General features: G+C 52.5%; 15 protein-coding genes and 1 tRNA gene. 9 read left to right on the forward strand and 7 right to left on the reverse strand.

What is annotated here, in order from left to right; all coding sequences use genetic code 11:
* Window positions 1–72: 72 nt before the first annotated feature.
* Window positions 73–939 (reverse strand): YitT family protein, encoded by an 867-nt coding sequence (locus EVJ22_RS10460; protein WP_071399097.1) that lies wholly within the window; start codon window positions 937–939, stop codon window positions 73–75.
* 86 nt (window positions 940–1,025) lie between these two features.
* Window positions 1,026–1,433 carry a YkvA family protein gene (locus EVJ22_RS10465; protein WP_071399098.1) on the reverse strand — a complete coding sequence of 136 codons (408 nt, stop codon included), beginning with the start codon at window positions 1,431–1,433 and terminating at the stop codon, window positions 1,026–1,028.
* A gap of 114 nt (window positions 1,434–1,547) precedes the next feature.
* Between EVJ22_RS10465 and EVJ22_RS10470 the strand changes: the two genes are divergently transcribed.
* Window positions 1,548–2,786, forward strand: coding sequence for an aminopeptidase (locus EVJ22_RS10470; protein WP_070328855.1), 1,239 nt, complete (start codon window positions 1,548–1,550; stop codon window positions 2,784–2,786).
* A gap of 54 nt (window positions 2,787–2,840) precedes the next feature.
* Here EVJ22_RS10470 and EVJ22_RS10475 read toward each other — a convergent pair whose 3' ends face one another.
* Window positions 2,841–3,623 (reverse strand): alpha/beta hydrolase, encoded by a 783-nt coding sequence (locus EVJ22_RS10475; protein ID WP_071399099.1) that lies wholly within the window; start codon window positions 3,621–3,623, stop codon window positions 2,841–2,843.
* A 127-nt stretch (window positions 3,624–3,750) separates the two neighbouring features.
* Between EVJ22_RS10475 and EVJ22_RS10480 the strand changes: the two genes are divergently transcribed.
* From EVJ22_RS10480 to EVJ22_RS10505, 6 genes are all read left to right on the forward strand, one after another.
* Window positions 3,751–4,329: a TetR/AcrR family transcriptional regulator gene (locus EVJ22_RS10480; protein ID WP_071399100.1), complete on the forward strand. Its 579-nt coding sequence runs from the start codon at window positions 3,751–3,753 to the stop codon at window positions 4,327–4,329.
* An 11-nt stretch (window positions 4,330–4,340) separates the two neighbouring features.
* Window positions 4,341–4,670: a DMT family transporter gene (locus EVJ22_RS10485; protein WP_070328974.1), complete on the forward strand. Its 330-nt coding sequence runs from the start codon at window positions 4,341–4,343 to the stop codon at window positions 4,668–4,670.
* A complete protein-coding gene (locus EVJ22_RS10490; RefSeq protein WP_071399101.1) occupies window positions 4,667–4,981 on the forward strand; it encodes a DMT family transporter in 315 nt (104 codons plus the stop codon). Before EVJ22_RS10485 ends, EVJ22_RS10490 begins: the two co-directional genes overlap by 4 nt.
* Window positions 4,982–5,048: 67 nt before the next feature.
* Window positions 5,049–5,606 carry a GNAT family N-acetyltransferase gene (locus EVJ22_RS10495; RefSeq protein ID WP_084813044.1) on the forward strand — a complete coding sequence of 186 codons (558 nt, stop codon included), beginning with the start codon at window positions 5,049–5,051 and terminating at the stop codon, window positions 5,604–5,606.
* Between the two features lie 86 nt (window positions 5,607–5,692).
* A tRNA-Val gene (locus EVJ22_RS10500) sits at window positions 5,693–5,765 on the forward strand.
* A gap of 158 nt (window positions 5,766–5,923) precedes the next feature.
* Window positions 5,924–6,628 (forward strand): DUF554 domain-containing protein, encoded by a 705-nt coding sequence (locus EVJ22_RS10505; RefSeq protein ID WP_071399102.1) that lies wholly within the window; start codon window positions 5,924–5,926, stop codon window positions 6,626–6,628.
* A 26-nt stretch (window positions 6,629–6,654) separates the two neighbouring features.
* Here the strand turns inward: EVJ22_RS10505 and EVJ22_RS10510 are convergent, their stop codons facing one another.
* The 4 genes from EVJ22_RS10510 to EVJ22_RS10525 form a co-directional block, all read right to left on the reverse strand.
* A complete protein-coding gene (locus EVJ22_RS10510) occupies window positions 6,655–6,870 on the reverse strand; it encodes a FeoB-associated Cys-rich membrane protein (RefSeq protein WP_071399103.1) in 216 nt (71 codons plus the stop codon).
* Between the two features lie 15 nt (window positions 6,871–6,885).
* Window positions 6,886–8,862 carry a ferrous iron transport protein B gene (feoB, locus tag EVJ22_RS10515; RefSeq protein ID WP_131443895.1) on the reverse strand — a complete coding sequence of 659 codons (1,977 nt, stop codon included), beginning with the start codon at window positions 8,860–8,862 and terminating at the stop codon, window positions 6,886–6,888.
* Complete coding sequence (locus tag EVJ22_RS10520; RefSeq protein WP_071399105.1) at window positions 8,859–9,095, reverse strand: FeoA family protein; 237 nt, start codon at window positions 9,093–9,095, stop codon at window positions 8,859–8,861. The genes feoB and EVJ22_RS10520 overlap by 4 nt, the downstream gene beginning before the upstream one ends.
* A 186-nt stretch (window positions 9,096–9,281) precedes the next feature.
* Window positions 9,282–10,079, reverse strand: a complete 798-nt coding sequence (locus EVJ22_RS10525; protein WP_233589680.1) for a pyrroline-5-carboxylate reductase family protein — start codon at window positions 10,077–10,079, stop codon at window positions 9,282–9,284.
* A gap of 208 nt (window positions 10,080–10,287) precedes the next feature.
* On the opposite strand from EVJ22_RS10525, the gene yidD reads away from it, so the two are divergent.
* Both yidD and EVJ22_RS10535 read left to right on the forward strand, forming a co-directional pair.
* Window positions 10,288–10,557: a membrane protein insertion efficiency factor YidD gene (gene yidD / locus EVJ22_RS10530; protein WP_083274114.1), complete on the forward strand. Its 270-nt coding sequence runs from the start codon at window positions 10,288–10,290 to the stop codon at window positions 10,555–10,557.
* 132 nt (window positions 10,558–10,689) lie between these two features.
* The gene (locus tag EVJ22_RS10535; protein WP_071399110.1) at window positions 10,690–12,048 is read left to right on the forward strand and encodes an alanine/glycine:cation symporter family protein; all 1,359 of its coding nucleotides are present in this window, start codon (window positions 10,690–10,692) and stop codon (window positions 12,046–12,048) included.
* The last annotated feature ends 11 nt before the right edge of the window (window positions 12,049–12,059 follow it).

Consider the following 12,059-nt stretch of genomic DNA (forward strand, 5'->3'; position numbering starts at 1 on the left):
TGAGGCTCATCCTTATTATCGGACCGTTCGAGTATTTATTACACAAAAAAATCGACAGCACGATGCTGTCGATCAAAGTGTATACGAATGTTCTTTAAAGTTACCGACAATCGAGTCGATTTCTGAGACAGTGACAAACGCCTCGGAATCAATGTCTGAGACGATTTGACGCAACTTTGGAATCTCGTTGTTTTGAACGACGACGTATAGCATTTTTTTCGCGTCGTTCGAATAGCCGCCGGTCGCATCCATGATGGTGACCCCACGCTTCAAGTTCTGTTTGATGACCAAGTTGATCTCGTCCGCTTTTTTACAGATGATGAAACACTGTTTTTGGGCGGAGAAGAAGCGATGGATCGTCAACAACGTCCGCGACCGGACAAAACTGAGGACGAGCGCATACATGACCGCTTTAATATCGAACGTGATGAACACGAGGATATAGACGATAATGTCTTGGGTCAAAAAGATTTTCGGGAGCGATAAGTTGCGGTTGTTCATGAAGATGACTTTCCCTAAAATATCGAGTCCGCCTGTCGACGCCCCGGCAAATAACAAAAGTGCCAAACCGAGTCCTGAGACGATACCGCTGAAGACGGACGCGACGAGCGGATCGTCGAGCGGCGTCGGTGGAATGAGGACAGGCAGCGCGTCGATTAAAATCGATGACAATATGACGACGAGTCCTGTCATGAGAATGAATCGTCTCCCGAGATATTTGATCCCGATGATGAAGAGCGGGATATTTAGCACTAGCTGGGTGAGTCCGATTGGTGTGCCGAACAGCTCGTTGACGATGAGCGTGATTCCGACAATCCCACCGGATCCGATTTCATTCGGTTTGAGTAACAGACCGACAAAGATAGATTGTAGGATTGTTCCGGCGATGATAAACAAGACAGTCTCGACGGCAATCCGTTTACGTGATTTTGCGTACATATGAGTGGCTAAGGCGCCATACGCCTCCTTTGAATGAACTCATGCAAGCGTACTCCGATGACGCCGGAATTTCAAGTCTTGAACGATTATAACTCGTTATGGAAACGGTCGATATCACTCGCTAGCTGTTCGTGGACGTAGTCGATGACTTGAGCGTCGTCAAACAGTCCGAGCGGGGCGTCGTCCGGGATTGCGTCGAACGGTGAGACGAAATAGAGCACGGCCGCGACGAGAGCGTGTTGCTTGTCGGGCTGCATCTCGAACTGGGCGTTGTAGACGGCACGCAGCATGTTAAGCAGTTGTTTCATTTGGAAGTATAGTGTGAGTTCCTCTTCTCGTTCGATGTCGCTGATTTCGTTTGAGGCGACGTCGACCGTGACTTTTGCTAGGGCGAGTTCTCCTTGGACTAATAAGTCACCTAGCTTTTCGTTCTCGGTGAAGTCGGTTTGGGCGTTGTTTAAAAAGTGTGAATAAGTCGTTTTCCAATCTGACATGTTTTTCTCCTCCTTCTCTCTACATCTACTAATATGCCCGTTTTTGCGATTTGGTTGCAACTTTTCCGAAAATTTAAGAAAATAGAAATAAGTGAAAAAGGAGGAACTGTACATATGTCTACTGTAACTTTACCGACCGAGGCAGAATTTGCCCGCTATGCCGAGCTTGCTGTCAAAAAAGGTGTCAACATTCAACCGGGTCAACAGCTCGAAGTCCGAGCCGATATTAGCCAAGCACCGCTCGTCCGCCAAATCGTGAAAGCAGCCTACGCGGCCGGAGCGAAACAAGTGTACGTCAACTGGAGCGATGAAGAGACGACGAAAGTGCGTTACTTCAACGCACCGACTGAAGCGTTCAAGGAGTTCCCAGAGTGGCTCAAAGCACGATTCGAGCAACTCGCGGAAGAGAAGACGGCATTCTTGTCGATCGTCAGCGACGATCCCGACGCGCTGAACGGTGTCGAATCATCACGCATCGCCGACTCGAACCGGGCGTCTGGTGTCGCGCTCGCAAAATGGCGTAAGTATGTCATGAGTGATAATGTCAGCTGGTCAATCGTGGCCGGTGCATCTGAAGCATGGGCGAAAAAAGTATTCCCAGACCGTGAAGATGCGGTTCCGGCCCTGTGGAGAGCGATTTTCGCAGCAACGCGAATGGACCAAGACGATGTCGTTGCCGCCTGGGACGAGCACGATCAAGCGTTGCGTTCACGGGCGCAGCTGTTGACGGACAAGAAATACGCGAAACTTCACTACAAAGCACCAGGCACGGAATTGACGATCGGTCTTCCGAAGAAGCACGTCTTCCTCGGTGGCGGTGGTCCGAACATGGACGGCGTCGACTTCATCGCCAACATGCCGACGGAGGAAGTGTTCACGCTCGCCGATAAAGATGCGGTCGAAGGACACGTGTCGAGCACGAAGCCGCTCAGCTACAGCGGGAACTTGATCGACGGGTTCACGCTTTGGTTCGAAGGCGGAAAAGTCGTGAAAGCGGAAGCGAAACAAGGGCAGGCAGCACTCGATGAACTGTTGAACCTTGATGAAGGGGCACGCCGCATCGGAGAAGTTGCGCTCGTGCCGGATGATTCGCCGATCTCGAACTCGGGACTCCTCTTCTACAACACGTTGTTCGATGAGAACGCATCGTGCCACTTGGCGCTCGGACGTGCCTACTCGACATGCCTTGAAGGCGGACCGACGATGTCGCCCGAAGAACTCGCTGAGAATGGCGCGAACGACTCGATGACACACGTCGACTTCATGATCGGTTCGGCCGAAATGAATATCGATGGTGAGCTCGAGGATGGAACACGCGAAGCGATCATGCGTGATGGGAACTGGGTCATCTAATAGAAAAAGATAGTTGAAAAGACGTAAAGGCGACCGCCTTTGCGTCTTTTCATGTCATGAGAGTTCATACAGGAATGCGAGCGCGTTCGGCAACCGCCGCCGCCACGCAATCTCGTTGTGGACCGCCCCGGGCTCGACTTCATAGCGGAAGGCGATACCGGTCCGAGCGATCGTCTCGACGAGTTTCGCGTTCGTATATAAATAGTCTTCCGGTGTGATCGGACCGCTCGTCTCGTTCGTGCCGATATCCATATAGAGTCGGGCGGACAGGTCGGCTTGTTTCAGTTCGCGAATGAGCGAGTCGAGGTTGGACCAGGCGGCCGTCGACAGCGAACCGACACGACGGATTGCCGGATACGTCGCCATCATATAGAGCGAGATGACGCCGCCCATCGAACTGCCCATCACACCGACATCATCCGGATCGGTCGCGTAGCGGGCGTCAATCCACGGCTTCAGCTCCTGCATGAGCCAGTCGGCATACAGGCGCCCCTTGCCGCCGAGTGTCGGTCGGGTCTTAGCGAGTTCAGGTCCGATGCGTTTATAAAGCATCTCGTCTTCATAAAATGAGTACTCATCGTATCGGTCGAGCCAATCGGGAGCGCTCGCGATGGCGACGACCATGAGCGGCAGTTGCAAATCGTCGAGATGGCGGTCGATTGCCCAACCTTCCCCGATTGTCGCGGTCTTGCCGTCGAAGACGTTTTGGCCGTCATGCATATAGAGCACGGGCAACACCTCGTCGGTACGAGCGAAGTCGGGGCGGTAGACGCGGACGATTCGTTTTCGGCCTCGTATCGTCTCGGTCGGCAAGGTGAAACTAAACTGTTCGATCATACAATCATTCCTTCCTCTGACGGTCTCTTCTCATTTTGGCGTTGTCCGTACAAAAACTCAATCCGGAAGTTTGACTACCTACCATTCGTTAGGTAAAGTGAGGGGAGATGAAAGGGGTAGATCGCAAATGACCACGAAACAACGGATTGAACAAGCTGCCAGACGCCGGTTCGCACTCGAAGGATATGAAGGACTGTCTTTGGCGGCGCTCGCCGAAGATGTCGGGATTAAGAAAGCATCTTTATATGCGCACATCGAAGGAAAAGAACAGCTGTTCAAACAAGTCGTCGAACAGATGGCCGAGCGTTACCAGCATGCTTGGTCACAAGCGCGGGACGAGTCAAATGATGCGGCACCGCTCGAACGGATCGAGGCAATCGTTGAAGCGCTGATTCATTTCTTCGAAGAAGAAGAGACGTGGATGTTGACGAAGCGAATGCTGCTCGTACCGCCTCCTGAGCTGCGCGTCTTCATCGAGACGACGATCGGGTCGGTCGAGACCGAGCTCCAGGCGTTTGAGAAAGAGCAGTTCCGTTTGGCGATGGAGCGTGGCGATTTACCGGAACAATCGCTCGACGACGTATATGACGCGTACTATTGCTTTTTGGACGGGGCGTTGCTTTCACTCTTTTCGTTTGCAACGAATCGAGCGCAACGACAGCATGCGGCATTTAAAATTTTCAAGAAAGGAGTCGGGTGGACATGAAAAAGGAACAAATGGCTTGGTTGTGGCTCGTGCTCGCCGGACTTCTTGAAATTGTTTGGGCGACGACGATGAAATTGTCGAACGGGTTTACCGTATTAGGACCGACCGTCGTGACCATCGTGTTATTGATTGTCAGTTTTGGCTTGTTGGCGATGTCGTTCCGTGTGTTGCCAGCTGGCACCGGGTACGCCGTTTTTACGGGTATTGGCGCCGTCGGGACGGTCATCGTTGGAAATATTTTATTTGATGAGACGATGACGGGAATGAAGCTGTTGTTTATCGCGACGCTCCTCATCGGGGTGGTCGGTTTGAAGCAAGTGACAGGAGGTGAGTCGGCATGAGTTGGACATTTTTAATCGGGGCTGGGCTCGCTGAGATGCTTGCTGTTTTCTTCATGGGAAAATCAAAAGGCTATCAGATTTTAAAATGGTCGCTTCTTTCGATCACGACGTTTGCACTAAGTTTTTATTTATTGTCACGTTCGCTCGAGACGTTGCCACTCGGGCTCGCCTACTCGATTTGGGTCGGGATCGGCGCGGCGGGTGGAGTGATTCTCGGTATGTTGTACTTGAACGAGTCAAGGGATCGCTGGCGTGTCTTCTTTTTAATTCTCATTATCGGGAGCGTTATCGGGTTGAAAGTCGTGGCGTGAATAGGATTGAAATGAGATAGAAACGGGAATTGAATAGTTCAGACTGTGAAAGAAAGGGGCGGGAAAGATGAATCTTGTCGAGTTGCAATCAGAACGTCTACGGCTTGAACCTTATACAATCTCCGATTTCTATTTCGTAAAATCGTTACTCCAAGATCCGCGGGTGATGCGCTTCATCAGTCCGGACGGCAAGCCATATACGGATGAACAGACAATCGAATGGTTCGAGAGACAGTTGGCCCGCTATACGACGGGCCGACAGACCGGACTCCTCAAGCTGATGACACATCAAAGCGATGAGCCGATCGGCCATGCCGGGACGCTCTTGCATGAACTTGATGGCAACATCGAGCTCGAGGTCGGTTATTGGCTGGCACCGAAGCACTGGCACATGGGCTACGGTCGGGAAGCGGCCGCGCGTCTCATGCAACATGCGTTCGAGGACGGCGAGAAAGACATCATCTCGCTCATTCACCCGGACAACGTGCCGTCACAGCGAGTCGCCAAAGCGAATGGGTTGCATTGGGACCGTGACACCGAACACGGAGGCATGATCGTGTCCGTGTATGCCGGCGATTTGGAACGTCTATGTCGTCACATGAAACGGGAAGAAATGACACGGTGAAAAAAATAAAAAAAGTTTTAAAAAACAGTTGCCAAGGCATTAGTTTCTTGATATATTAATAGTGTCCTAAAGAGAGGACACGACCTGATTCTGTAGCTCAGCTGGGAGAGCGCTACCTTGACAGGGTAGAGGTCGCTGGTTCGAGCCCAGTCAGAATCACTTGGGTGCCAAACCCGATGCGAAACCCATAGGAACGTGGGTTTCCGCGCAGCCACTTCTTACGAGAAGTGGCTTTTTTTGTGTATTCTTTTAATTGACAGCCCACATAAACAGTTGGTATATTCCTCTCAATACATACAGAAACGGGGAATTATACGATGGTATTAACCGGAACAATCGTCAATGCGGCCTTGATCGTGGTCGGCACATTACTCGGGTTGTTGTTTCACCGAATCCCCGAGCGGATGAAAGAGACGGTCACGGCTGCCATCGGTCTCGCCGTCGTCGTGCTTGGTGTGCAGATGGGCATGAAGAGTGAGAATTTTTTAATCGTCATCGGCAGTCTCGTCATCGGAGCCGCGCTCGGCGAATGGTGGAAGCTCGACGAGAAGTTGAACGAGATCGGCTATCAGTTGGAACGGCGTCTCGGTGGGAAAAGTAAGTCGAGCATCGCGGAAGGCTTCATCACGGCGACGCTCATCTTTGTGATCGGGGCGATGGCCGTCATCGGGGCGCTCGACAGTGGCCTGCGCGGGGACCATGACGTCCTCTATACAAAAGGGTTGATTGACGGTTTCACGGCGCTCGTGCTCAGTTCGACGCTCGGCATCGGCGTCATGTTCTCGGCCGTGCCGGTCTTGTTGTACCAAGGGGCAATCGCGTTGCTCGCCATCCAGATCATGAAGTTTATTCCGGAGTCGCTCATGGATGACTTTATTTTGGAGATGACGGCGACCGGCGGCGTCATGATCGTCGCCATCGGGTTAAACCTGGTCGGAATCACCCGGATTCGTGTCGCCAACTTGCTGCCCGGTATTTTGATGGTCGCGATCATTGTCACCACGTTACATATCCTCCAATGAAAAACGGACTAGCGCATTTTTTCGCGCTAATCCGTTTTTTTGTGGGCTGTGACTGGTTGATCAGGATGTAGTGCTTCCGCAATGATTTGATCCCAGTCTGCTGCGTCACAGGATGTCGTACAAGTCGGTGCGATTTCGCACGTGGCGCATTTACCAGCTTTTGCTTTACGGGTGTAGCGATGGAGCGAATAAGCGGCGTACCCGAATACGGCAAGACCGATCAATACATCAAATAAGGACATAAGTTTTCCTCCTTGTTAAGCCAATCCGAACAGACGACCGATTTGATAGATCATCAGTGATACGACGTACGCAACACCAAGCCCATAAAGGCTAGCAACCCACGTTAACTTGGCGCTGCCCACTTCACGCCGAATGACGGCGACGGTCGCTAGACAAGGGACGTACAAGAGGACGAACGCCATGAAGCTATATGCGCTCAACGGCGTAAACACGGGAAGCAACGAGGCGGACAAGTCTGATTCGCTGACCGCATAAATGATCGCCATCGTCGATACGACGACTTCTTTCGCTAAAAAACCTGTGATGAGCGAAGCACCGGCCTGCCACGTCCCGAAACCGAGTGGAACTAACAACGTCGCAACGACCCCGCCGATCATAGCGAGAAAACTCTCATTCATCGGGACGTCCATTCCGGCTGGACCGGAATAGGCGAGTAACCAAATGAAGACGGAACCGCCGAAGATGAACGTACCTGCTTTTCGGACGAACCCTTTCGCTTTTTGCCACGTGCTGCGCCAAAGCGTCAACCCTTGGGGGACACGATATGGAGGCTGTTCAACGATAAAGAGGCTGTTCCGATCTTCCGCCGCCAATACGGACGTGAATATTTTTGCAGCAATCAACGCCAGGACGATCCCGAGCATATAGAGCGACAAGACAACGAGCGCTTGGTTTGATGCGAAAAAACTGGCGGCGAAGACAGCATAAATTGGCAAACGCGCCGAGCACGACATGAACGGTGAAATGAAAATTGTGACGAGCCGCTCCCGCTCTTCCTCGACCGTCCGTGCCGCCATAATGCCCGGGACGTTACAACCAAATCCAATGATCATCGGAATGAAACTTTTCCCGTTCAGTCCGACGAGTTGCATAAATCGGTCCATGACAATGGCGACACGCGCCATATAGCCAGAATCCTCTAAAAACGAGATAAAGAAAAAGAGCACGAAAATCTGAGGGACGAAGACGAGGACGCCGCCGACACCGGCAATCACCCCATCAATCAGCAACGCCTGGATGAAAGAAGAGGTCCCGAGGAGTTGTAACAACGAGCTCGTTCCGGATGTGACCGGACCCGACAAAAATCCATCCAACAGATCGGACAACGGGGCACCGATCCAGTTGAACGTGATGTGGAACAGGGCGTAAAGTACTGTAAAGAAAATAGGTAAGCCCCAGATCGGATGTGTCACGACGGCATCGATGCGGTCGGTGACCGTGGCTTGGTGTACGCCTTGCTGATCGACGACGTGATGGCGAACGTCTTTCGTCCAGTCGCGTCTGCGTTCTGTAATATGGGCGTGGGCGAAGCGTCCGAGTTTCACTTCTAACGCTTTACGAATTTCATTGACGGTTCGCGACGACGATTCGAGCTGTTCTGAAATGACGCGATTTCCGGCCAAGTATTGAACGGCGATCCAGCGATCGCGCTCACTCAGTCCTGTCGCTTCAAGAATTTGTTGAATCGCCTGTTCGGTCTCTTCCCCGTAATCGAGTACGAAAGGTTCGCGTGGGGTTGTTCGCAGGGAGGACAGGAGGACTTCACAGCCGGCACCTGTACGCGCTGTGATCGGAAACACGTCCGCGTCCAAACGTTCTTTCAAGCGCTCTAAATTGATGTGGATGCCCCGTCCTTTGGCGACATCGACCATGTTCAAGCCGATTTGAAGCGGACGGCCCATTTCGAGCAATTGGAGCGTTAATTGTAAGTTGCGTTCGAACTGCGAGGCATCGATGATATTGATCATCCCATCGAACGGTTCCTGCAACAGGAATCGCGAGACGATTGCTTCGTCAGCCGATAGCGGGTCTAAATCATAGACACCGGGCAAGTCGATCAACTGTCCAAAGTTTCCATGCAGCTGCCCGATTTTCTGTTCGATCGTGACACCTGCCCAGTTACCGACGTGGGCGAAGGAGCCGGTCAATCGGTTAAATAGAGACGTTTTTCCGGTGTTCGGGTTTCCAATCAAGGCAATCCGTTGCGTCACGGGACGATCACCCCGATCTGTTCAGCGTCACAGCGACGGATGGCAATCATTTGTTGATGTTCAAGTTGTTCAATCGTGAGCGGTCCGGAAAAGATGGCCCGGCGCTTGATTCGTACGGAGCAACCTTCATAAAAACCTAAGGCAATCATGCGACGCCGCAAGCGGTCATCAATTCGCGTTAAATCAGATATGAGCACCGGTTGATGCAGCGGCATGGCAAGTAATGAATTCATTAAGATCTCTCCATTTTAGTCAAATGATAACTCTTCTCATTCGGTAGCATAACACGTACGTTGCTATCGGGAAGCAAGATTATTTGTGGATTTTATGACTTATGAAAAACAGTGGTCCGAGAACAAAAAAACCGCCCGATAGAAGTCAGAACTTAGCGTTCGACTTCTATCGGGCGGTTCAAGTACTTACGTTCTTTCAATCGTTGCGTCGACAGGGTCGTGGTCTTCCTTTGCGCTCTCACGCAGGGCGGACGACATCACGTCAGACAAGTCACGTGAGCGGAGCACGCCGACACCGCGGTCGGTCGGTCCATCAGGTGCGGCGACGTCTGCGATCAGCTCGTCGGTCGGACGTGTCTCATGCAACAATAACTCGGCTGATCCTTTCATCGCTTGAGCGACGATTTGGCGGGCCGTGTCTTCATCAAACCCAGCTTCTGTCAGCACCGGGGTCATCGAACCGACGATCTCGTAAAAGAACGCAGGACTGCACCCGGCCGCCGCCATGAAAGCCGACATCGTTTTCGCGTCCGTGACGGCCGTCCGACCGACCCGGTCGAACAGTGCCGTCGCCGTCTCGCGGTCGGTCGCATCTGTCTCAGGTCCGAACCAAAGTCCGGTCATCCCGGTTTGATGGGCGACCGGGGTGTTCGGCATCGCGCAGATGGCTGGGATGCCGGCTGCTTCTTCAAGCTCGCTCGGCTCGATATGCGCCGCAACGGATACGAGCAGCGGTGTTTTCCACGTCTGTGATTGAGCGTAAGCTAAGACGCCGTCTGGTTGCATCGCGAGCACGACGATTGTATAAGCGTTGACGTCTTCTGTTTCGACGATCTGTACGCCGAGTTCATCTTGCAGCTGCTCTAGACGTGCAAGGTCGCTCCGGTTTGTCATCGTAATCTGTTCAGGGGAGAGCCCGGAAGCGATCCAGCCTCGGACGAGTGCCTCGCTCATCGATCCTGCTCCTACCATTAATATGTTCATTTCCGTCACCTCTTCATTCATTTGATTCGGTCGTATATATGTTGCCTATCATAACAAATGTTCGAACAATTATCGCCTGCCACGCTTGAATTGTAAAAGAAAGGAAAAAACTCGTCGTTTTGTAACGAGAATCGATGAAGCGTTGCAGATGACAATTCACGCAGTCCAGGCTATCATTGCAGTAATCTGACTGAGCGAGGCGATTGAAGTGAAACGAGTATTAGTACGTGGGATTCAAGGATACCAGCGCTTTATTTCCCCTTTAAAGCCCCCGACATGCCGATTTTATCCGAGCTGTTCGCACTACGGGATTGAGGCGATTGAGAAGCATGGCGCTGTCAAAGGCGGGTATTTGACGACGCGGCGCCTGTTGCGATGCCAACCGTTTCATTCGGGCGGACTTGACTATGTGCCGGACGATTTTGATTGGAAAGCCCCTCTGCAACGCGAAAAGCCACCGTCACAGCGAGACGTCTAACCGACGGCTCGCTGTTTTAGATACAGAACGTTTATCCACGTCTTTGTTTTAGCACAACACTTTTGACAACGTTCCGAGTATTCTGAAAAAATAGAGGCGTATTTATTACATACGGGGAAAGGGGATTACAGCATGAGTCAATCGTTCAGCGAACTAATCGGTACGATTTCAGACTTTGTGTGGGGACCGCCGCTGTTAATTTTGCTTGTGGGGACAGGCGTTTATTTGACGGTGCGTCTCGGGGGGCTCCAAATCACGAAGTTGCCTTACGCGTTGAAACTCGCATTCTCTAAAAATCAAGACAAGACGTCACGAGGAGATATTAGCCACTTCCAAGCGCTCATGACAGCGCTCGCGGCGACCGTCGGTACGGGGAATATCGTCGGTGTCGCGACTGCGGTCGTCCTCGGGGGACCAGGCGCGATCGTTTGGATGTGGGTATCGGGCTTCTTCGGGATGGCAACAAAGTACGCCGAAGCCGTGCTCGCCGTCAAGTACCGAGTGACGGACGAACGTGGTCAAATGGCCGGAGGACCGATGTATTATTTGGAACGGGGCTTGAAGCAACGCTGGCTCGCGATCGCGTTTGCAGCGTTCGCCTCATTAGCCGCGTTCGGGATCGGGAACGGGGTTCAAACGAACTCGGTCGCGTTGGCGCTCAACTCGACGTTCGACGTCCCACTGTACGTGTCGGGCATCTTAATTATGATTTTTACCGGAATCGTCATTCTCGGCGGAGTCAAATCGATCGGTCGTGTCGTCAGTTACTTCGTTCCGGTCATGATCGTCTTTTATTTAGGAAGCGGTCTCTTGATCATGATCATGAACTACGCACTCATCCCCGATGCGATTGCGCTCATCTTCAGCAGCACGTTCAGCGCCGAAGCGATTGGCGGCGGGGCCATCGGGGCAGCCATCCGGTACGGGGTTGCGCGCGGCGTCTTCTCGAACGAAGCTGGTCTTGGTTCGGCTCCGATCGCTGCGGCCGCGGCCAAGACGGACATGCCAGGTCGTCAAGGCCTCGTCTCGATGACGCAGGTGTTTCTTGATACGTTGATCGTCTGTTCTGTCACCGGGATCACGCTCGTCATGGGCGGTCAAATCGGATCCGGACTTGAAGGGGTCGAATTGACGACGGCGACGTTCGAACAGTTCCTCGGGCCGTTCGGCAGTTATGTCGTCACGATCGGCCTCGTCATGTTCGCGTATTCGACCGTGCTTGGTTGGTCGTATTACGGTGAGCGATCGATTCATTACTTGTTCGGTCAAAAGTCGATCATACCGTATCGGATCGCCTTTGTACTCGTCGCTGGACTCGGGGCGATGACGACGAACTTGAACATGGTATGGGCTCTGTCTGACGTCTTTAACGGCTTGATGGCCATCCCGAACTTGATTGGGCTCTTGTTCTTGTCGGGTGTCGTCATCGCTGAGACGAAGCGCTTTAATCAGCAACTCGCGCTCGAGAATCGAAGTCGAAAAGCATCGTAACGAACGAACGC

It is taken from the genome of Exiguobacterium sp. SH0S7, assembly GCF_004337195.1.
Classification (GTDB): domain Bacteria; phylum Bacillota; class Bacilli; order Exiguobacteriales; family Exiguobacteriaceae; genus Exiguobacterium; species Exiguobacterium aurantiacum_A.